Consider the following 21,463-nt stretch of genomic DNA (forward strand, 5'->3'; position numbering starts at 1 on the left):
ACGTCGCCCAAGGCCTGCCGCGCCCCGGCCGCCGGAGCCGACGCCGAGGCCCGCACGAAGCAACCGTGGTGCAAGCCAGGCTGGGCGGGTTGGGCGGGTCGGCGCGAGGGGGCTCGGGCGCCGACCTCCGGAACCGGACCGCGGGCGGCCGGGCACCCATATGCCCGCGGCGGCGGGGCACGGGTCAGGTGACCGCGGCCGGAGCGGCCGGCGGGCGCAGGACGGCCGCAGCGGAGGAGGAAGAGCGGTTGAACCGGGCCACACCCCGGGCCAGGTCATGACCCACGGCCACCGCCTCCAGCTCGGCCGAGACGTAGCGCTTTCCGTCCTTCTCCTCCTGCCGGATTCTCAGCCGTCCCTGAACCACCAGCGGTTCGCCGAGGCCCACGGACTCCTTCACGTTCGTGCCGAGATTCCGCCAGGCGCTCACCGTGTAGAAGCTCGTCGGGCCGTCCGTCCACGCGCCGCGCTCGGAGTCGTACCGGCGGGTGGTCGTGGCCAGCCGGAAGCGGGTGAGGGCGGCGCCCGACGGCGTCACCCGGCACTCGGGCTCGGTGGCGACGTTTCCGACGACGGTGACCAGGGTCTCGTTCATGGCACTCTCCTTGTCCTTCCGCGCCGGCTCGCGTCTCCCGCTCCCCGGCGCTGTCCGGTGCCCGTGTCCTCCGGCGGGCCCCTCGCGCTCCCCTGTGGAACGCGACAAGGACATCGTGCTCGAATTCCGACTCTTCCAAATCAACTGCCGCGAATCTGTGGAAAACCTTCTGAATGTTGATAACTCCGTCACTCGTGTGAGTGACGGAGTTATCCGGCCCGCGCGTTCATGACCTTCCAGCGCCCCTCCAGCAGCCCAACAGCCCTGACAGCCCTGACAGCCCTGACCGAGCGGGCTGAGCGGGCTGAGCGGGCTGAGCTGAACCGGCCCGGAACCCCGCGACGCCCTACCGCACCCCCACCGGTCGGAGCCGCGAGGTGCTGGGCACAGGTGCGGCACCGGCGACGACCGCGTACTGCTCGCGTACCTCCCGGTACCGCATCAGCTCGGCCGCGACCGGTTCCAGGACCCCGGCCCGGCCGCAGTCGGCCGCCGCGTCCCGCAGCCGGCGCTCGGCGGCCTGGCCGTAGCGTCTGGCGGGCCCGCGGGCCGCGAACCGGCAGGCCGCGGCGACCACCGGACCCCCGAGCCCGCCCAGCACGGCCGTCGCCAGCGGCGGCCACCACGGCAGGGCCAGCGAGCCCTCCGCCACCGCGGCGAGGCAGACCACGCCGGCCAGCACGAGAGCCAGCAGCAACCACTGGACCGCCGCCGCCACCGACCACCAGCCCGGCCGCTCGGGCTGTCCCGGGCGCGCGCGCAGCGCCACCGTGTCCAGTGCCTCGGGCAGCGAACCGCCGCCGCGCCGGGCGGCGTCGCCCACCGCCCGCGACCACGGCTCCGGCAGCCCGCGTGCGGCGTCGACGGCGAGCCCCCGCACGGCTTCCTCGACCACTGGACGGGACGCGGCGGGGCCCGACCCGCGGGGGGCCGGGAGCGCGCCGGCCGCGCCCACACCTCCTGCCGCGGCTCCGGCGCCGCGCTTCGGCGCCCTGTCCGCTGTCCCGGGCCCGCCCCCGGAGGTCCCGTGGTTCCGGCCGGGCGCGGCCGGGGCCACAGGACGCACGGTGCGGCCGTCCCGTGTCCACCGTTCGGGGGACATCGGGCGGGCGGGCGCGGAACGGGAACAGCCGTACCCGGGGGTGCGTCCTGCCATCAGGCGGCTCCACGGCGTGCCGCAGGCGTCCCACGCGGCCCGCCCCCAGTCGCGCTCCGCCGCCTGGCCCACGGCTGTCGCGCCCACGGCGTCCGCGAGCCGGTCCAGGAAGTCCTCGCGGGCCTCGTCGGTGAGCCCCGCCCAGCCCTCGCCGACGTACAGGGGGTGCAGGTCGTGCGCGGCGCTGTCCAGGTCGGCTGCCAGCCGCTGCCCGGCGGCCGCGCGCTCGCCGGTGATCTGGGCGAGGACGGCCCGCAGGTCCGCGAGCCCCTGCCCGGTCGCGGCCGACGCCGACAGGACGATCGCCCCCGCCTCGCCGTGCTCCCCGACCGCCAGGCCGTCCTCGTCCAGCAGCCGCCGCAGGTCGTCCAGGACGAGGTCGGAGGAGTCCCCCGGCAACCGGTCCACCTGGTTGAGGACGAGGACGGTCACGTCGGCGTGCCCTGCCAGCGGCCGAAGGTAGCGCTCGTGGAGTGCGGCGTCCCCGTACTTCTCCGGGTCCAGCACCCATACGACGACGTCGACGAGCCGCAGCAGCCGGTCCACCTGCTCCCGGTGCTCGCCCACGGCGGAGTCGTGGTCGGGCAGGTCGATGAGGACCAGCCCCTCCAGGCCCGTCTCGTCCTCCACCGCGTGCCCGCCGTACGCCCCAAGCGCGGCAGCGGCCGTGTCCGTGGCCGCTCCCGCCGCCCGGTGCTCGCCACCCCCGTCCGCGCTCGCCGCCCCCGAACGCGCTGACAGCCCCGAGTGCCCCGACTGCGCGGACGGCACCGCCCAGGCGTCCTCGGCCGCAGCCGGGGGCACGCGGTCCTCCGCCCGGTCGTCGGCCGGACCGCAGCCGGCCCCGGCAGCCCGGCCATCGCCACAAGGCTGACCGAGCCGACACGACTGACATGACTGACACGGCTGACACGGCTGGCCGAGGAGGGGCTCAGGTTGCCCTGGAAACTCGGCCGACGGGTCCTGCCCCTCACCCGGCGCGGCCCGCGGACCCGGTGGCGGCGGTACCTCGGACCGGCCCGCCTGCGCGGGCAGCGCGGCCGGCGGCAGGGCCGGTGCCGCGAGCAGCCCGTGCCGCGCGTAGCGGTCCTGGGGAGCGATCCCCAGCCGGTCCAGCAGCCCCGCCGCCCGCTCGGGCTGCCAGGCGCAGGAGACGGGCCGCGCGGTGGTCGGCCGCCGCACGCCGGTGGCGGACAGCTCCTTCCCGGCCAGCGCGTTGAAGAGCGTGGACTTGCCGCTGCCGGTGGCCCCGGCGAGCGCCACCACGGTGTGGTCGAGCGAGAGCCTGCGCCGCTCGGCGATCCGGGCCAGCAGCTCGGTGCTGTCGGCGAGGTCCTCCGGGCTGATCCGGGCCCGGGACAGACCGAGCAGTTCCCCGAGCGCGTCGACCCGCATGGTCAGCGGGTCCCCGTCGCGCGGTCCGGCCGAGGGGTCCTGGGGGTCCCGTGCCGAGGGGCTGGCGGCCACCGCGGTCACCTCTCCTTCTGCAGTACGGACAGTGCGGCGATCAGGGCGGCCTGCTGGCCTGAGGTGACGTCGTACCCGTCGACCGGCGCCAGGCGCCGCTCGCGTTCGCGCGCGAGCAGTTCGTGGACCACGTCGTCCAGCCGGCTCCGGGCGGTGTCGCGCAGTCGCACCGCGGCCTTGGCGCCGAGGGTCTCGGCGAGCCGCTCGCCGGCCGGGCGTCCGGCCCGCCCGCCGAGCAGCACGGTGGCCAGCAGGGCGGCGACGTCAGCGGGGTCGGCCGCCGGGCGGTCCGCTGCCCGGGCGGCGCGGACCTCGGCATGGGCGAGGTCGGCCAGCCCGCGGCGCCACCGCCGTACGCCCTTGTCGATCCGCGCCGCCAGGGCCACCCGCTCGCGGTCGGGGCGGGCCCCGGGTTCGTCGAGGAGGGCCCGCCCGGCGGGATCCCGGCGCCAGGCTTCGGCCATCCGGTCGTCCGCCGCGTCGGTCTCGGTCCGCAGCAGCGCGGCCAGCTCCTCGGCGAGGGCGTGGTGGAGGGTGTCGGGGCCGCAGGCGGGGTAGCTCTCCCAGTGCGCCAGAGCCTCGCCGGCCAGCGGCGCGCCCGCCGCCACGGCGTCGCGGGTGCGGGCGACGGCCTCCCCGTAGGCGTCCTCCGCGGTCCGGGCCAGCCGCTGGGCGGCGGCGTGCTGGGCGGCGGAGGCGGAGGCGAGCGCGGGCAGCCGCACGCTGAGGGAGTCGAGGGTGCCGACGGCGGTGCGGCGGGCCGCGAGCTGGCGGGCCGCCGGGTCCTCGGCGCAGTGGATCAGCCAGGCGCGCAGGCTCGCCACCGTGGTCTGCGGCAGCAGGCCCGCCCCGGCGGCGGACTCCGGGAGTTCGGGCACCGTGAAGCGGGGCACGTCGCCGAGGCCGGAGCGGGCCAGCAGCGCCGCGTAGTGCCGGCCGACCTCCTCGGCGAGCTGGTGCGGGACCCGGTCGAGCACCGTGGCGAGGGTGACGTCGTACTCCTTGGCGGCGCGCAGCAGGTGCCAGGGCAGGGCGTCGGCGTAGCGGGCGGAGGTGGTGACGAGAATCCAGATGTCGGCCGCGCAGATGAGTTCGGCGGCCAGGTCGCGGTTCCCCGCGACGAGCGAGTCGACGTCGGGCGCGTCAAGGAGGGCGAGGCCGCGCGGCAGGGAGTCGTCGGCCTCCAGGCGCAGTTCGGCCCGGTCCGGGGGCCGCCGGTCGGAGCCCCGCCGGTCGAGGTCGGCCCGGTCGGTGCCGTCCTCGTCGGCTCGGGAGCGCTGCCGTACCGACCAGGTACGCGTCAGCCGGGGCAGGACGCGCGGGTCGGCGAACCAGGCGCGGTCCTCGGGATGGCAGACCAGCACCGGCACCCGGGTGGTCGGCCGCAGCACCCCGGACTGGCTGATCCGGCGGCCGACCAGGGAGTTGACCAGCGTGGACTTGCCCGCCCCGGTGGAACCGCCGACCACGGCCAGCAGCGGTGCCTCCGGTGCCCTGAGCCGGGGGACGAGGTAGTCGTCGAGCTGGGCAATGAGCTCCTGCCGCGTGCGGCGGGCCCGCACGGCTCCGGGGAGCGGGAAGGGGAAGCGTGCCGCATCGACTCGCTCACGCAGTGCGGACAGCGCGTCGAGCAGTTCGGGCCGGACGTCCAGGATCACCACAATGGCAGAATGCCCCATATACGGGCGATTTCGAAGTCTATTCGCACCGATTTGCCCGATTCGGACCGAGACGGGTCCACCTGGGGCGTACGGGATGCGAGGGGCAGAATGAGCCAACGGCATAACGACTGCACAACAGCCGCATCTCGAGCCGCCAAAAGCGATGCGCCTCGCGCGGCGGCCTGGGATTATCGGACCGCTTCACCGAACCTCCACAACATGTCACACGGGTGAAGCGCCCGGCAGCAGGCATACGGCGCCCTATCCTTGACCGCGGTACGAGGCCAGGGAACGACCAAGGGGCGGAAGTCAGCCACGGCCACTGTCCGGCCCCCGTAGCTCAGTGGATAGAGCAGGTGCCTTCTAAGCACTTGGCCGCAGGTTCGAGTCCTGCCGGGGGCACACAGAACACACTCTTGACAGGGTGCTGTTTACACAGGTCAGACGGCACGTCGCGGAAGTCTCCCGCGACTCCGGAATCCCTCCTCCGTAGCGCGGCGGTCCGGCTGGCGCCATGGGGGAAGGGCCTCCTCCGGGTGCCCGTGCCCCATACGTCCCACTAAACGAATGGTGGACCGGGGCCCCGTTCCCGTCCGCGCAGACGAGCCGGGACGACTCCGGGCTTCCGGGCCGCACCCGATGGCTCGCCGCGGCGCCGGCCATAGCCCTCCTCGACGACCGGCGCGAGCCGCTGCGAGCCGGTACGCCGCCGCGCGGCATACGTCCCGCGCCCCGCGCCCGGCCTCCACTGACGGGCCGGGGCCCTGCTGCGCCGCGCGGTGTGCGCGGCGGTCCTCGTGTCGTAACGGTTCGGGGACACCGGCCCGGCGGCAGCCGGGGGTGGGTTAGGACCTGGTCATGACGATCGCCGGCCCGTCGTGGGCTCACTGCGGACAAGGCACCGTTCCAGGTGATCCGCTCGCGGGTTGCACCGGAGTCACCGTCACCGCTTCCGGTCGGTGCCTGGCCCACGCCGAGGAAGCCGACCAGACCGCGTATCTCGTGTCCCTGTCACCCGGCGCGGACCTGGACCTCCGGGGCACCAGCGTCGACGAGACACTCATCGGCCGCGTCCTCACCGCCATGACCGACCCGGCAACCCGAAGGCCGACCATAGGGAACGCCAGATTCGACTCGGCCGTCTTCCCCGGGGACGCGTCGTTCGGGTCAGCCACCTTCACCGGGCACGCCTGGTTCGGGTCAGCCACCTTCACCGAAGACGCCTGGTTCGGATCAGCCACCTTCACCGGGCACGCGTCGTTCGGGTCAGCCACCTTCACCGGGCACGCGTCGTTCGGATCAGCCACCTTCACCGAAGACGCCTGGTTCGGGTCAGCCACCTTCACCCAGGACGCCTGGTTCGACTCAGCCACCTTCACCGGGCACGCCCGATTCGACTCAGCCACCTTCACCGAAGACGCCTCGTTCGGGTCAGCCACCTTCAGCAGGGACGCCCGATTCGACTCAGCCACCTTCACCCAGGACGCCTGGTTCGACTCAGCCACCTTCACCGGGCACGCCCGATTCGACTCAGCCACCTTCACCGGGCACGCCTCGTTCGACTCAGCCACCTTCACCGGGCACGCCCGATTCGACTCAGCCACCTTCACCGGGCACGCCTCGTTCGGATCAGCCACCTTCACCCAGGACGCGTCGTTCGAGTCAGCCACCTTCACCCAGGACGCGTCGTTCGGATCAGCCACTTTCACCGGGCACGCCCGATTCGACTCAGCCACCTTCACCAGGGAAACCCGATTCGGCTCAGCCACCTTCACCAGGGACGCCGGGTTCACCTCGACCGTGTTCAAGGGCACGTCAGTGCTGGGTCCGTTGGTGTGCGCGGGGACGGTGAATCTGTCCAGTGCGTTGTTCGGGGTGGCGGTGACCGTGGAGGTCGCGGCGAAGGCGGTGCTGTTCCGGCGGACGCGGTGGGCGCAGCCGGCCACGGTGTGGCTGCGCTACGCCGACGCCGACGTGAGTGACGCCGTGGCGGAGTACCCCGTGACGATCGCCGCGCGACCCCGCCCGTTCACGCACGTGTCAGGTGACCTGGTGGACGAGTCCGTGTTGGCGGGCCTGGCGACGGTCGAGGCGCGGGTGACCTCACTGCGGGGTGTGGACGCCGCCCAGATGATCCTGACGGATCTCGACCTGAGCCAGTGCCTGTTCGCCGGCACGGTCCACCTGAACCAGCTCCGGCTGGAGGGCGACTGCCGCTTCGCCGCGACACCGGAAGGCGTCCACCGGCGGGGCCGACTGTGGCTCGTCCGGTGCACCCGCCGCCGCACGCTGGCCGAGGAACATCACTGGCGCCACGGCCTGCCCCGAGCCGTCATCGGCTGGCAGCCGCCTCTCATCCCTGAGAACGTCGTGCAGCCGCGCGCCCTGGCCGCGGTCTACCGAGCTCTGCGCACGTCCCATGAGGACTCCGGCAACGAACCCGGTGCCGCGGACTTCTACTACGGCGAGATGGAGATGCGCCGCGCCGATCCCCGCACCGCCCCGGGCGAGCGCGGGCTGCTCACCGCCTACTGGGCGCTGTCCGGCTACGGCCTGCGCGCTACCCGCGCACTGGGCTGGCTCCTGCTCGCGGTGGCCGGCACCATGCTGGTGATGATGCTGTGGGGGCTGCCGCAGCGTGACACGTCCTCGCTCAGCACCGGCATCATCACCGGCCACCGCATCACCGTCACCACCGACAGTCCCGCCCCCGAGAACCCCACCGGGCCCCCTGGCGACCGCTTTACGACCGAGCGCTTCGAGAAAAGCCTGCGCATCGTCGTCAACTCCGTGGTCTTCCGCTCCTCCGGCCAGGACCTCACCACCACCGGCACCTACACCGAAATGGCCTCCCGCCTCACCGAACCCGTCCTCCTGGGCTTTGCAGTCCTCGCCGTCCGAGGCCGCATCAAACGCTGACGGGAGCCGAGGGATGACAGTCCGCCGCCAGGACCTGCCCGTGTGTCGAAAGGCACCGCCCAAGGACCACGGATCGAAGCGCGATCACACCGTCACGCCGCCGCGCAACCCGCGTGGAACAGATCCATGGCCCGCTCCACGTCCCTCAGCGCGCGAGGCCGCGCCTCCAGGTCGTCCGCCCCGTGGCGGACGAGCCCGAGCACGACAGAACAGGCCATGGTTGTTGACGCCCTCGGCGCGCCGTCGCTCACGCGGGCGGCACCGGCGACCTCGTACGGGGCTGCGGATCACGGCGAGTTGACGTACCCGCGCGGGGTGGCGCGTACGGCGGCGCGATCTCGCCCTGCGCATTTATGCGTATGGCCCCCGGTGCCACGCCAGGTGCAGTGTTGCCGTCACCCCCCGAGGGGTGTCCCGCCGGCCGGCCCCTCCCCGCGTCGGCGGGACCCGTGCGACGGCGGCGGGGTCCCCCGCGCCGTGGCGCGGAAGGCCAGGGCGGTGCAGCCCTGGCGCTTGCGGAAGAACTTGGCGAAGTCGCCCGGCTCGTGGAACCCCAGCCGCCGCGCGATATCGGCCGCGGGGGCGTCGGAGTGGACGAGGAGCCGCTTGGCTTCGAGCAGGATCCTGGCGTCCAGGTACTGCTTCGCGGTCTGCCCGGTGGCCGCCGCCGTCCCCCGGGTCAGCGTCCGGGGGCTGTAGCCGAGCGCCGTCGCGTAGTCGGCGACCCGGTGGGTGCGCGTGAAGTCGCGCTCGACGGCGGTCCGGAACCGTTCGAAGGGGCCGTCCTGGGGGACGGCCGCCGCGGGGCGGGCCCCGCGTGCGCGAGGCGCAGCAGGAGCACCGCCAGCAGCATGCGCAGCGCGTCGATGTGCGCGTCCAGGGGGACGGTACCGACGTCCGCGTACTCGTGGGCGAGGTGGCTCAGGGCGAGCCCGATGGCCCGCTCGTGGGCGCCGGACGGCAGCAGGGGCACCTGCGTGTGGGGGGTGCCGACGACCACGAAGCCGGGCTGCCAGATCACGATGGTGCCGCGCGCCCGCGGCAGGTCCCTGCCGTACTGGTGGACCTGCCCGGGGCGGACCCACAGCCAGCTGCCGGGCTCCAGGACGAAGTCCGAGAAGTCCACGGTGTGCACCAGCGGGGCTGAGTCCTGGTGCAGGTGGAGCAGGTGGTGGAACGCCGGGCGCTGGGGCGCCGAGAGGTCGATGCCGCGGCGGTGGCCGCGGGCCCGCAGCTCCTCGAAGTCCAGGACGTCCATGCCGATGGGCGCGCCCAGCGAGGGGCGGTAGGCGACCTCGGCGATCTGTGGTCCTGGACGCCCGGCCATCCCGCACCCTTCCGGCATCCCGCCCGTCCGAGGGCGAGGATGTCCGTTTTTTCCCGTACTCGGTCCCGAGGATACCCCGGTGGCCGACGGCGCCGCTCCTAGCGTCGGAGGGGAAGCGGACTGCAGGACACGAGACGAGGAGCCGGGACGCGGTGCGACTGATCGTGGGGATGACCGGAGCCACCGGAGCGGTGTTCGGGGTACGGCTGCTGGAGGCGCTGGCCGAGCTGCCGGATGTGGAGACGCATCTGGTGCTGAGCCACTGGGCCCGTGCCACCGTCGAGCTGGAGACCGGCCGCGGGGTGCGCGAGCTGCACGCGCTCGCCGACGCCGTGTACAGCCCCGAGGACCAGGGCGCGGTGATCTCCTCCGGGTCGTTCCGCACGGACGGCATGGTGATCGTGCCGTGCTCCATGAAGACCCTGGCCGGCATCCGCACCGGATACGCGGAGGGCCTGGTGGCCCGGGCGGCGGACGTGGTGCTCAAGGAGCGCCGCAAGCTGGTGCTCGTCCCCCGGGAGACGCCGCTGAGCGAGATCCACCTGGAGAACATGCTCGACCTGGCGCGCAAGGGCGTGCAGATCGTGCCGCCGATGCCGGCCTTCTACAACCACCCGCAGAGCATCGACGACCTCGTCGACCACATCGTGGTCCGCATCCTCGACCAGTTCGACCTGTCCGTCCCGGACACCGGGCCCGGACGCTGGGCGGGCATGCGCGCGGCCAGGAGGCACGCCGCCGAGCTCACCGAGCCCAGCATGCGCGAGGCCGCGCCCGGGCCCGCGGCCGCCCCGCCCCGCCGGCCGCGCCCACCGGGACGCCGACCACAGCCACCGCGCTCACCGCGCCTGCCGCGCCTGCCGCGCCTGCCGCACCGGCCGCCCCCGCCGCCTGAACATTCCACCAAGGAGTCACCCATGGCATACGACGACCTGCGGTCGTTCCTGGACACGCTGGAGAAGGAGGGCCAGCTGCTGCGCATCGCGGACGAGGTCCTGCCCGAACCGGACATAGCCGCTGCCGCCAACGCCTGCGGACGCATCGGCGAGGGCGCTCCCGCCATCTGGTTCGACCGGATCAAGGGGTTCACCGACGCCCGCGTCGTCATGAACGTCCACGGCTCCTGGCGCAACCACGCCCTCGCCCTCGGCCTCCCCAAGGAGACGACGACCAAGGAGCAGGTGGAGGAGTTCGCCCGGCGCTGGGACGCGTTCCCGGTCGCCCCCGAGCGCCGCGAGGACCCGCCGTGGCAGGAGAACAGCGTGGCGGGCGAGGACGTCGACCTCTTCGACATCCTGCCGCTGTTCCGCCTCAACGACGGTGACGGGGGCTTCTACCTCGACAAGGCCGCGGTCGTCTCCCGCGACCCGCAGGACCCGGACAACTTCGACAAGCAGAACCTCGGCATCTACCGCATCGAGGTGATCGGCCGCAACCGGCTGGCGCTCCAGCCCGTGCCGATGCACGACATCGCCAAGCACCTGCGCGCGGCCGAGGAGCGGGGCGAGGACCTCCCCGTGGCGATCACGCTGGGCAACGACCCGGTGGTGCCGATCGTCGCCGGGATGCCCATGGCCTACGACCAGTCCGAGTACGAGATGGCCGGAGCGCTGCGCGGCGCCCCCATGCCCATCGCCACCGCCCCGCTGACCGGGTTCGACGTCCCCTGGGGCTCGGAAGTGGTCATCGAGGGCGTCATCGAGTCGCGGGTGCGCCAGATCGAGGGGCCCTTCGGCGAGTTCACCGGCCACTACTCCGGCGGGCGCCGGATGCCCGTGGTCCGGATCGACCGGATCTCCTACCGCACCAAGCCCGTCTTCGAGTCGCTGTACCTGGGCATGCCCTGGACCGAGTGCGACTACCTCGTCGGCCCCAACACCTGCGTCCCGCTGCTGAAGCAGCTGCGCGCCGAGTTCCCCGAGGTGCAGGCGGTCAACGCCATGTACACCCACGGGCTGCTGGTGATCATCTCCACGAAGAAGCGGTACGGCGGCTTCGCCAAGGCCGTCGGCATGCGCGCGATGACCACCCCGCACGGCCTCGGCTACGTCACGCAGGTGATCGTCGTGGACGAGGACGTCGACCCGTTCAACCTGCCCCAGGTGCTGTGGGCGCAGTCGGCCAAGGTCAATCCCAGGGAGGACGTGGTCGTCATCCCGAACCTCTCGGTGCTGGAGCTGGCACCGGCCTCGCAGCCGGCCGGCATCACCAGCAAGATGATCATCGACGCCACGACGCCGGTGGCCCCGGACGTCCGCGGCAACTTCAGCACCCCGGCCAGGGACCTGCCCGAGACCGCCGAATGGGCGGCACGGCTGCAGTCCCTGCTCGCCAACCGCTGAGCACCGCTGAGCACGGGCCGGACATCGGGCCCGCGCACGGGCTGAAGCCCGGGCCCGCGCACGGGCCGGAGCAACCCGCCCGCGTGCGGGCCCGGGCGGCCACGGCCCGCCGAGAACCCCCACCACGTCGAGGAGTCCCCAGATGATCTGCCCGCGTTGCGCGTCCGACACCGTCGAGACGACCACCACCTCCCCCGTCCCGGGGGTGTGGGAGGTCCTCCAGTGCCAGCGCTGCCTCTACATGTGGCGCACCACCGAGCCCGAGCGGCGCACCCAGCGCCACGCCTACCCGGTGCAGTTCCGCATGACCGCCGAGGACATCGCCAACGCCATCGAGGTGCCCACGGTCCCGCCGCTGCTCGGCGGCTGAGGCGGCCCACCCACTTCCGGCCGCCGGGTGTCCTGACCCCGGCGGCCGGAGGCGGCCCCGAACCGGCGCGTCCGCCGCGTGCTTCCCCCCGACCCGCGGCGGACGCGCCCGCCAACCCCGGCCCGCCACGGCCCGGCCCTGGCCGCGGCTCCCCCGCTGCCGCCGCCGCGTCAGATCCATCCCCGGCGAACGGCCTCGGCGCCCGCCTGGAAGCGGGTGTCAGCGCCGAGGCGCTCCATCACCGCGGCGATCCGCCGGGTCGCGGTACGCGAACTCACCCCGAGCTGGCGGCCGATGGCCTGGTCCTTCAGACCGGCCATCAGCATGCGCGCCACCAGCCGGTCCTCCTTGTCGCCGGGCACCGGTCCGGGAACGGCCTCCGGCAGCAGCGGCTGCGCCCGCTCCCAGTACGCCTCGAAGAGTTCGATCAGCCCGTCCAGCAGCCCCGACGGGTGCACCACCACCAGGTTGTCGTAGACCTCGCCGATCAGCGGCATGAGCGCCACCCGGCGGTCCATCACCCGCAGCTTGAAGGGGAGCTGGGGCAGCATCCGGGCCTGCTCGCCCAGCGCCGCCAGCCGCAGCACCGTCTCGAAGCGGCCGGGCCGGTCCATGGACTGCGGGCAGTAGACGGTACGGATGTCGGCGCCCTTGGCCAGCAGCGAGTGGGTGAACGCCGTCTCCGACTCGTTCGTCTCGGGCGCGCCGTCGGCCCACTCCAGGTAGGGCGGCCGGTCCAGCACCCACAGGTGGCTGACGACGGAGTGGGTCAGCTCGTCCACCCGCCGGTTGACCGCCTCGCGCCCCACCAGCACCTCGATCAGCGAGCCCGGGTCGCCGCGCATCCGGCCCGCACGGTACTCGCGGGCCAGTTCCTCGATCGAGTCGCGCACCCGCGCCAGCGCCGCCTCGCTCTCCATCCGCCGCTGGTTGAGCAGGACCGTCAGCGCCGACTCCGGCCCGATCGGCAGATAGGCACCGGGGGCGACCCGCCGCACCAGGCCGAGTCCGATGAGGCGGCCGAGCGCGCTGCGGGTGCGTCCGGAGGAGGCTCCGACGCCGGCCGCGAGCTCCCGGAGGGGCCCTTCCGGCCGAGCCAGCAGCGCCCGGTAGACCCGTTCGTCGAAGTCGGCTATCCCCAGCACCTGCAGCACGATCGCTCCGTCGTTCCCGCCACCGCGGACACCATGCCCCCGGGCCGTGGCGCAGAATGCCACGCGGCGGCATGTGCCACCCGGTTGATGTAGACACCATGCGCTCGCTGACCGTTGACTTTACCCGTCCACAACAACTCGGTGCGCTGCCCTGGTCCTTCACTCCTGAGACCCGCGTGAGCGGCGATGAGCCATGCCCTCGTACCCCGGGTCGGCTCCGCCCTGCTCGGGACCGGTGTGGCGCGTTGACGTCATGACGAGGGGTCACCTTGCTCCAGCGCAAACGTCTGCTGATCAGATCAGCCGCGGCCATGGCCGTCGGATCTCTTCTCCTCGCCGTACCGGCCATGGCCGCCGACCCGTCCGGCACGACGGACGGCGCCCCGGCCATCCGGCAGGCGGCGTCCGCCACGGCCGCCACCACGCCCGCCGCCGCCGCGGCCGCTGCTTCCGGGTCCGCTTCCTGCGACGTCACCGTCCCCGGCGGAGTCAAGGCCGTCGTCTCCGAGGCGGGCGGCCGCCCCCGGGTCCAGCTCGCCGACCCCATGGCGGCCCTTCGGAACGGCGTCATCTCCATCGGCACCGGGAACGGTGAGCTGGTGCTGCCGGCCGACGCCCTGCCGTCGATCAGGTCCGGTGCGACCGATCCGTCGCGGTACGACGCCGTCGCCGCGGCCACCCGGCAGTGCGGACTGCCCGCCGCGAAGTCGACCGCGATCAGCGAGAAGAGCCGGAAGAGCGAGTACAAGCTGGGCCGGCTGACGGTCCACACGCTCGACGCCGACGGCGCGTCGACCTCCGAGGTAGTGGTCCTCACCAACCTGGACGACCAGACCGAGGCCCGCACCGTCGTGGTCAGCGGCAGTCAGGACGGCCTCGTCAAGATCGCCCTCCCGCTGGGCCACTACTCGGCCGTGCTGATCGACCGCCCCGGAGTCAGCGGGGCCTACCGGATCGTCTCGAACCCCGACTTCACGTTCTCCGACGGCTCCTCGATCACCCTGGACGAGCGCACCGCGACGGTGGAGGCCACCACGCCGAGCACCCCGCGGCCGAGCGAGCTGGAGAGCTCCTCGCTCAGCATCACCACCGGTGACACCGGCGCGCACCAGGACGACTCGCTCCTCGACGAGATCAACTTCGCCTTCAGCGGATCGGGGCCGATCAGCTACCTCTTCAACCCGACCGCGCCGGTCCGCAACGGCCGCTTCGGCGTCTACCCGTCGTACGAGTTCAGCTCGCCCGCCGATGCGCAGCAGCCGTACGCCTACCACATCACCGAACCGTACGACCATGTGCCGAGCGCCTTCCCGACCTCGGTCGACGCCTCCGGCCTGGCCACCGCGACCCGGCACTACGGCAACCCCACCGGTACGCCCGCGACGGCGCTCTCCGTCACCTCGGGCGCCCTGGCGCAGGACGCCGCCAACGGCGACAACATGATCGGCCTGCGCGGCTACAGCCTGGTGCCGCTGGGCACCACCCGCACCGAGTACTTCACCGCCCGCCCCGACCTGTACTGGACCACCGCCATCGGCGCCGACGCCTACGTCCGCGACACGCAGACCACCTCCCTGCGCTCCTACCGCCCCGGAGAGCGCACCGCCGACTCCTTCTTCGCCGCGCCCGAGCACCCGGGCGTCCAGGTGGCGGCCGACGGCCGGAGCGTGGAGTGCGCGGCCTGCTCCGACGCGGCCGGCCTGGAGTTCGACATCTATCCGTTCAGCACCGACCCCGGCACCGTCGCCGCCCCCGACCCCCTGCTCGACGGCGAGTCCGAACCGATCGGCATGGAGGTCCGCCGCAACGGCAAGCTGCTGGGCGACGCCGACTTCGGCCCGCAGGAAGTCGCCGTCACCGCGCCCAAGGGCCGCGCCACCTACCAGCTGACCGAGCAGGTGCGGCGCAACCTCACCACGCTGCCGCTGTCCACCTCCTCGTCGACCACCTGGACCTTCACCGCCGACCCCGGCTCCAACGGCCGCGTCCCCGCCGACCTGACCTGCATGGACGGCGGGCGGTCCTGCACCGCGCTGCCGTTGCTGTTCGCGTCCTACCAGGCCGACGCCACCGCCGACGACGCGCTGACGGCCGGCCCGCACACCCTGAGCCTGTCGGTCGACCACCAGCAGGACGCCGCCGCGGCGGCCGTCTCCGGCGCCACCGTGTCCGTCTCCTACGACGACGGCGCCACCTGGGTGCCCGCACGGGTCACCGGCCGCGACGGCGCCTACTCGGCGGCCTTCTCCGTGCCCGCGGGCGGCGGCAACGGCTACGCGGCGCTGCGCGTCTCGGCCTGGGACACGGCCGGCGACCGGATCGACCAGACGGTGCTGCGCGCCTACACCGCCGGATGACCTGGCCCCGGCCCCGCCACCGGACCATCGGGACCCGCCCCGCGCAGCCCCTCGACCTCCCCACCTCCCAGGAGACCTCTGTGAGCAGATCCCTCCGCCGCCGGCTGCCGCTGGCCGCCCTCGCCGCCGCCGCGACCGCCGCCCTGCTGAGCGCCGGCCCGGTCATGGCCACGCCCGGCACCAGCTCCGACGCCACCACCGCCTCGGCCACCCCGTCGTCAGCGACCGGAACGGCCCCGGTGGACGCCTGCGACCTGCCGAAGCCCGGATTCGCCCGCTGCCTGGCGCAGTTCACCCCCGGCGCCCCCGTCCAACGGCTCCGCGCGGCCACCCCGCAGGGCACGACGGCGGCGCTCCCCCAGGGGTACGGCCCGGCCGACCTCCAGTCCGCCTACAACCTCGGCTCGGCCGTCGCCGCGGGCGCCGGGGACGGCACGACGGTGGCGATCGTCGACGGGTACGACGACCCCACGGCCGAGGCCGACCTCGCGGTCTACCGCTCCACCTACGGCCTGCCGGCGTGCACCACCGGCAACGGCTGCTTCACCAAGGTCGGCCAGGACGGGTCGGCCTCCCTGCCCGTGACCGACGGCGGCTGGGCCGTGGAGATCAGCCTCGACCTCCAGGCGGTCTCGGCCGCCTGCCCCGGCTGCCACATCCTGCTGGTCGAGGCGAACACCCCGGCCCTCCCCGATCTCGCCGCCGCCGAGGACACCGCCGTACGGCTGGGCGCCGCCGCGGTGTCCAACAGCTACTCCGTCGCCGAGGGCACGAACGTCGCACCCTACGCCGGCTCCTATGACCACCCCGGCGTGGCGATCACCGTCTCCAGCGGTGACTACGGCTACCAGCTGGCGGCGCCGTTCCCGGCGAGCCTGCCGACCGTGACCGCGGTCGGCGGAACCTCACTGACCAGGGCGCCGGGCACCGCCCGGGGCTGGAGCGAGACGGCCTGGGCGCTCGACGAGAAGGGCTCGGCCGCCGGCTCCGCCTGCTCGGCCTACTACGACAAGCCCGCCTGGCAGCACGACACGGCCTGCCCGGGCCGGACCGTCGCCGACGTCTCGGCGGACGCCGACCCCGCGACCGGTCTCGCCGTCTACGACAGCACGCCGAACCCCGATGGCATACCCGCCGGCTGGTTCGTGGTCGGCGGCACCAGCGCCTCCTCACCCTTCGTCGCGGGCGTGTACGCGCTGGCCGGCAACACCGCGCAGGTCAAGGACGCCTCGTACGCCTACGCGCACCGCTCCCACCTGTACGACGTCCAGGGCGGCAACGTCTCCAACCCGGACGCGGGCAGCGGCTGCCCGGACAGCAGCTACGTCTGCACCGCGCTGCCCGGCTACGACGGCCCCACCGGTCTGGGCACCCCGAACGGCACCGGGGCGTTCTAGGCCAGGCACGACGCGCGGACGGGGCGGGGCGGCCGGAAGGGGCCGCCCCGCCCCGCGGCGCGTCGGCCGCGGGACCCGCGCTGCTCGTCGGGGGCAGGGGCGCGGGGGCAGGGCTACGGGGCAGGGGCTGCGGAGGCAGGGGCGCGGGGGCAGGGGCGCGGCGTTCCGCGGCCGCCCGTGATGGCCGCAGGGGCGTCACCCGGGCGGTCCCCTTCCGTGAGGCCCCACGGCGCGGCGCGAGGTAACCAGGAGGGGAAACCCTTTGTCTGGTTTGTCTGGCCCTCAGCCGCCACCCGTGCCCCCAGGAGGCATCTCCATGACGGATGCGAGCACTTCCGAGAGCTCCGAAGCGTCAGCGTCCGGGCCTGGCGCGGACGACGCGCCGATCCACGTCCTGTGGATCAACGCCGGCCTGTCCTGCGACGGCGACTCGGTCTCCCTGACCGCCGCCACGCTGCCGAGCATCGAGGAGATCGCCCTGGGTGGGCTGCCCGGCCTGCCGAAGATCGCCGTCCACTGGCCGCTGATCGACTTCGAGTGCGGTCCGGTGCAGGGCGCGGACGCGTTCATCGAGTGGTTCTTCAAGGCGGAGCGCGGCGAGATCGACCCGTTCGTGCTCGTGGTGGAGGGGTCCATCCCCAACGAGTCGATCAAGGCCGAGGGCTACTGGTGCGGTTTCGGCGACAACCCCGAGACCGGCCAGCCCATCACCACCAGCGAGTGGATCGACCGGCTGGCGCCCAAGGCGCTCGCGGTGGTCGCCATCGGCACCTGCGCCACCTACGGCGGCATCCACGCCATGGAGGGCAACCCGACCGGTGCCATGGGCGTGCCCGACTACCTCGGGTGGGACTGGAAGTCCAAGGCCGGCATCCCGATCGTGTGCGTGCCCGGCTGCCCCGTCCAGCCGGACAACTTCGCCGAGACCCTCACGTACCTGCTCTACCAGGCCGCGGGCTCGGCCCCGATGATCCCGCTGGACGAGAAGCTGCGGCCGACCTGGCTGTTCGGCGCCACCGTCCACGAGGGCTGCGACCGCGCCGGCTACTACGAGCAGGGCCAGTTCGCCGAGGCGTACGACTCCCCCAAGTGCCTGGTCAAGCTGGGCTGCTGGGGCCCGGTGGTGAAGTGCAACGTGCCCAAGCGCGGCTGGATGGACGGGGTCGGCGGCTGCCCCAACGTCGGCGGCATCTGCATCGCCTGCACCATGCCGGGCTTCCCCGACAAGTTCATGCCGTTCATGGACGAGCCCCCCGGCGGCAAGGTGTCCAGCACCGCGAGCGGCATCTACGGCGCCGCGATCCGGCGGTTGCGCGGCATCACGATGAAGACGGTGGACGAGGAGCCGAAGTGGCGCCACCGCGGCCGCGAGCTGACCACGGGCTACCGCAGGCCCTGGTGACCCGGCGGGCCGCAGCCCGTCCCACGCCCCGGTGACCGCGGGCGCGCAGTCCGCCCGAGGACGGCGCGCCCGCTGCCGCCGCCCTACCGGCCGACCCCCGCGGCACCACGCCGGGCAGGAACCCGAGCAGAACCCGAGCAGAAACCGAGCACGCCCCCACGCCCCGCACGCCCCACCGAACCAGACGAAGGGCCGGCACAGACGATGGCAACACCCACGGCCGCAGGAGACGGCAGCGGCCTGATGGAGATGTCCTGGGATCCGATCACCCGGATCGTGGGCAGCCTCGGCATCCACACGAAGATCGACTTCAAGCAGAAGCGCGTGGCGGAGTGCTACAGCACCTCGTCGGTCTTCCGCGGCTACAGCGTCTTCATGCGCGGCAAGGACCCGCGCGACGCCCACTTCATCACCAGCCGGATCTGCGGCATCTGCGGCGACAACCACGCCACCTGCTCGGTCTACGCGCAGAACATGGCCTACGGGGTGAAGCCGCCGCACCTGGGCGAGTGGCTGATCAACCTCGGCGAGGCCGCGGAGTACATGTTCGACCACAACATCTTCCAGGAGAACCTGGTCGGGGTCGACTACTGCGAGAAGATGGTCAAGGAGACCAACCCGGGCGTGCTGGAGCTGGCCGAGCGCACCGAGGCGCCGCACGCCGCCGAGCACGGCTTCCGCACCATCGCCGACATCATGCGCTCGCTCAACCCGCTGGAGGGCGAGTTCTACCGGGAGGCGCTCCAGGTCAGCCGCTACACCCGGGAGATGTTCTGCCTGATGGAGGGGCGCCACGTGCACCCCTCCACGCTCTACCCGGGCGGCGTCGGCACCATCGCCTCCGTGCAGCTGCTCACCGACTACCTCACCCGGCTGATGCGGTACGTCGAGTTCATGAAGCGCGTCGTGCCGCTCCACGACGACCTGTTCGACTTCTTCTACGAGGCGCTGCCCGGGTACGAGGAGGTCGGCCGGCGCCGCGTGCTGCTGGGCTGCTGGGGCGCCCTCAACGACCCGGAGTACTGCGACTTCACCTACGCGAACATGTCGGACTGGGGCCGGCGGATGTTCGTCACGCCCGGCATCGTCGTCGACGGCAAGCTCGTCACCAACGACCTCACCCAGATCAACCTCGGCATCAGGATCCTGCTGGGCAGCTCGTACTACGAGGACTGGCAGGGCAAGGAGCAGTTCGTCACCCACGACCCGCTCGGCAACCCCGTCGACCCGCGCCACCCGTGGAACCAGCACACCGTCCCGGCGCCGCAGAAGCGGAACTTCGACGACAAGTACAGCTGGGTGATGTCACCGCGCTGGTTCGACGGCAAGGACCACCTCGCCCTGGACACCGGCGGCGGCCCGATCGCCCGGCTGTGGTCCACCGCCCTGTCCGGGCTGGTCGACATCGGCTACGTCAAGGCGACCGGGCACAGCGTGGTGATCAACCTGCCGCGTTCGCTGACGAAGCCGGAGACCACCTTCGAGTGGAAGATCCCGAAGTGGAGCAACGCCCTGGAGCGCAACCGGGCGCGCACCTACTTCCAGGCGTACGCCGCCGCGGCCGCCCTGCACTTCGCCGAGCAGGCGCTGGCCGAGGTGCGCGCCGGACGCACCCAGACGTGGGAGAAGTTCGAGGTGCCGGACGAGAGCATCGGCTGCGGCTTCACCGAGGCGGTGCGCGGCGTCCTCTCCCACCACATGGTGATCCGCGACGGCAAGATCGCCAACTACCACCCGTACCCGCCGACCCCGTGGAACGCCAGCGTGCGCGACACCTACGGCACACCCGGCCCGTACGAGGACGCGGTGCAGAACACGCCGATCTTCGAGGAGAACCCCCCGGAGAACTTCAAGGGCATCGACATCATGCGGGCCGTGCGCAGCTTCGACCCGTGCCTGCCGTGCGGCGTCCACATGTACGTCGGCGGCGGCAAGACGGTGCAGACCATGCACGTGCCCACCGGGCTGAGCCGGCTCGCCGGATGACGCCCGCCCCGGACGCGCCGCCGCGCCCCGCCCCGCACCAGGCCCGGCGCCCACCCCGGACTCGGCCGCCCGCCGGATCGACGAGCTGCTCGACGGGCTCGGCGGCGCCGGCGGGCCCGCGGTCGCGGAGGCGGCCGAGGAGCTGGTGCGCGCCCTGATGGACCTCTACGGCGCCGGCCTGGCACGGGCCGTGGCGCTGCTGTCGGGCCGCAGCGGCAACCCGCTCGGCCCGCTGCTGGACGACGAGGCCGTGGCGGGACTGCTGGTCCTGCACGGCCTGCACCCGGACAGCCTGGACGGCCGGATCGACCGTGCGCTGCGCCGCGCCGAGGCCCAGGGGGAGGTCGACGCTGCGGGGTTCGACGCCGGCACGGGCCGGCTGCGGCTGCGCCGTACCACCGCGTCCGGCTGCGGCTGCGGCGGCGGCTCGGCCGACGCGGTACAGGAGCGGGTGGAGGCCGCGCTGGGGTGCTTCGCCCCGGAGGTGGCCGTCGTGGAGTGGGAGGACGTCCCGGCCGCGGCCGAGCCGGTGCTCCTCCAGATCGCGACGCGGCCGCCGGGCCGCCAGGACCGCGCGGAGGCCCGGTGACCGCGCCGGTGTCCGCCCCGCCCGCCGGCCGCGCCGGGCAGGCCGCCGGCGCGGCGCGGCCGGCGGGCGGGCTGCGCCGCTTCCTCGGCCCCGGCCGCCCGCCGTGGAGCGCTGCGAGCTGTGCGCGGTCGCGCTGGACGACCGCCACCGCCACCTCGTGGACGTCCGGCAGCGGCTGCTGGCCTGCGCCTGCACCGCCTGCGCGCTGCTCTTCGCCGGCGAGGGCGCCGTCGAGGGGCGCTTCCGCCCGGTACCCGACCGCTACCTGGCCGACCCCGGCTGGCAGCCCGCGCCGGGAACGTGGGACGCCCTGGGGGTGCCCGTGGGCGTCGCGTTCTTCCTGCGCAACTCCGCGCAGGGCCGGACCGTCGCGCTCTACCCGAGCCCGGCGGGGGCCACCGAGAACGAGATCGACGACCGCGCCTGGGAGGCGTTCTTCGCCGGCTCCGCCCTGGCGGAAGCCCTCACGCCCGACACCGAGGCGCTGATCGTGCGGCACACCGAGGAGGGCGCGGGCTGCCACCTCGTCCCCGTCGACGCCGCGTACGAGCTGGTGGGCCGACTGCGGCTGCACTGGAGCGGCTTCGACGGCGGCGAGCGGGCCCGCGCCGAGATCGAGGGCTTCTTCGCCGATCTGGCCCGCCGGGCCACCGCCGCGCCCCGAGCCGCCGACTCCCCCGGGCCACCGCCGCGCCCCGAGCCGCCGGATCGCCCCACCCGGCCGCCGAAGCCCCGCCGGGA

Annotated in this window: 15 protein-coding genes, 1 tRNA gene and 2 pseudogenes; 11 read left to right on the top strand and 7 right to left on the bottom strand. The window is 73.5% G+C overall.

Annotated features, from left to right (window positions below; translation table 11 throughout):
* Positions 1 to 184 precede the first annotated feature (184 nt).
* The 3 genes from ssb to BS72_RS05745 all read right to left on the bottom strand — a co-directional run bounded on the left by ssb (position 185) and on the right by BS72_RS05745 (position 4,879).
* Positions 185 to 595, bottom strand: a complete 411-nt coding sequence (gene ssb, locus BS72_RS05735; protein ID WP_051950697.1) for a single-stranded DNA-binding protein — start codon at positions 593 to 595, stop codon at positions 185 to 187.
* A gap of 346 nt (positions 596 to 941) precedes the next feature.
* On the bottom strand, positions 942 to 3,218 hold the full coding sequence (locus BS72_RS37770; protein ID WP_456049130.1) for a GTPase: 2,277 nt from the start codon (positions 3,216 to 3,218) through the stop codon (positions 942 to 944).
* A 5-nt stretch (positions 3,219 to 3,223) separates the two neighbouring features.
* The gene (locus BS72_RS05745; RefSeq protein WP_037906904.1) at positions 3,224 to 4,879 is read right to left on the bottom strand and encodes a dynamin family protein; all 1,656 of its coding nucleotides are present in this window, start codon (positions 4,877 to 4,879) and stop codon (positions 3,224 to 3,226) included.
* A 329-nt stretch (positions 4,880 to 5,208) separates the two neighbouring features.
* Between BS72_RS05745 and BS72_RS05750 the strand changes: the two genes are divergently transcribed.
* Positions 5,209 to 5,281 (top strand) — tRNA-Arg (locus BS72_RS05750).
* A gap of 600 nt (positions 5,282 to 5,881) precedes the next feature.
* Positions 5,882 to 7,798, top strand: coding sequence for a pentapeptide repeat-containing protein (locus BS72_RS05755; protein WP_232792223.1), 1,917 nt, complete (start codon positions 5,882 to 5,884; stop codon positions 7,796 to 7,798).
* Positions 7,799 to 7,890: 92 nt separating this feature from the next.
* Here the strand turns inward: BS72_RS05755 and BS72_RS39105 are convergent, their stop codons facing one another.
* The 3 genes from BS72_RS39105 to BS72_RS39445 all read right to left on the bottom strand — a co-directional run bounded on the left by BS72_RS39105 (position 7,891) and on the right by BS72_RS39445 (position 9,125).
* Positions 7,891 to 8,016: a hypothetical protein gene (locus tag BS72_RS39105; RefSeq protein WP_265736776.1), complete on the bottom strand. Its 126-nt coding sequence runs from the start codon at positions 8,014 to 8,016 to the stop codon at positions 7,891 to 7,893.
* A 177-nt stretch (positions 8,017 to 8,193) separates the two neighbouring features.
* Positions 8,194 to 8,481: a helix-turn-helix domain-containing protein gene (locus BS72_RS39440; RefSeq protein WP_322942129.1), complete on the bottom strand. Its 288-nt coding sequence runs from the start codon at positions 8,479 to 8,481 to the stop codon at positions 8,194 to 8,196.
* On the bottom strand, positions 8,478 to 9,125 hold the full coding sequence (locus BS72_RS39445) for a hypothetical protein (protein ID WP_063835972.1): 648 nt from the start codon (positions 9,123 to 9,125) through the stop codon (positions 8,478 to 8,480). Before BS72_RS39445 ends, BS72_RS39440 begins: the two co-directional genes overlap by 4 nt.
* Before the next feature lie 152 nt (positions 9,126 to 9,277).
* Here BS72_RS39445 and BS72_RS35175 point away from each other — a divergent pair.
* The 3 genes and pseudogenes from BS72_RS35175 to BS72_RS05770 all read left to right on the top strand — a co-directional run.
* A pseudogene (locus BS72_RS35175) lies at positions 9,278 to 9,853 on the top strand (non-oxidative hydroxyarylic acid decarboxylases subunit B); the annotation flags it as partial.
* A 189-nt stretch (positions 9,854 to 10,042) separates the two neighbouring features.
* A complete protein-coding gene (locus tag BS72_RS05765; RefSeq protein ID WP_037907805.1) occupies positions 10,043 to 11,467 on the top strand; it encodes a non-oxidative hydroxyarylic acid decarboxylases subunit C in 1,425 nt (474 codons plus the stop codon).
* Positions 11,468 to 11,609: 142 nt separating this feature from the next.
* Entirely contained in the window at positions 11,610 to 11,837 is a 228-nt protein-coding gene (locus BS72_RS05770; RefSeq protein ID WP_037906907.1) for a non-oxidative hydroxyarylic acid decarboxylases subunit D, read from the top strand.
* A 170-nt stretch (positions 11,838 to 12,007) separates the two neighbouring features.
* Here the strand turns inward: BS72_RS05770 and BS72_RS05775 are convergent, their stop codons facing one another.
* Positions 12,008 to 12,991, bottom strand: a complete 984-nt coding sequence (locus tag BS72_RS05775) for a LuxR C-terminal-related transcriptional regulator (protein WP_037906909.1) — start codon at positions 12,989 to 12,991, stop codon at positions 12,008 to 12,010.
* Positions 12,992 to 13,260: 269 nt separating this feature from the next.
* On the opposite strand from BS72_RS05775, the gene BS72_RS05780 reads away from it, so the two are divergent.
* The 6 genes and pseudogenes from BS72_RS05780 to BS72_RS37775 all read left to right on the top strand — a co-directional run.
* Positions 13,261 to 15,348 (top strand): hypothetical protein, encoded by a 2,088-nt coding sequence (locus tag BS72_RS05780; protein WP_157856155.1) that lies wholly within the window; start codon positions 13,261 to 13,263, stop codon positions 15,346 to 15,348.
* A gap of 80 nt (positions 15,349 to 15,428) precedes the next feature.
* Positions 15,429 to 16,745, top strand: a complete 1,317-nt coding sequence (locus tag BS72_RS05785; RefSeq protein WP_051950757.1) for a S53 family peptidase — start codon at positions 15,429 to 15,431, stop codon at positions 16,743 to 16,745.
* A 316-nt stretch (positions 16,746 to 17,061) separates the two neighbouring features.
* Complete coding sequence (locus tag BS72_RS05790) at positions 17,062 to 18,147, top strand: NADH-quinone oxidoreductase subunit B family protein (protein ID WP_037906916.1); 1,086 nt, start codon at positions 17,062 to 17,064, stop codon at positions 18,145 to 18,147.
* Between the two features lie 204 nt (positions 18,148 to 18,351).
* Entirely contained in the window at positions 18,352 to 20,133 is a 1,782-nt protein-coding gene (locus BS72_RS05795; protein ID WP_037906918.1) for a nickel-dependent hydrogenase large subunit, read from the top strand.
* 145 nt (positions 20,134 to 20,278) lie between these two features.
* Positions 20,279 to 20,722 carry a hypothetical protein gene (locus BS72_RS05800; RefSeq protein ID WP_322942113.1) on the top strand — a complete coding sequence of 148 codons (444 nt, stop codon included), beginning with the start codon at positions 20,279 to 20,281 and terminating at the stop codon, positions 20,720 to 20,722.
* 157 nt (positions 20,723 to 20,879) lie between these two features.
* Positions 20,880 to 21,308 (top strand): annotated as a pseudogene (locus BS72_RS37775) (DUF5947 family protein); the annotation flags it as partial.
* Between the last annotated feature and the right edge of the window lie 155 nt (positions 21,309 to 21,463).

It is taken from the genome of Actinacidiphila yeochonensis CN732, assembly GCF_000745345.1.
Lineage (GTDB): Bacteria > Actinomycetota > Actinomycetes > Streptomycetales > Streptomycetaceae > Actinacidiphila > Actinacidiphila yeochonensis.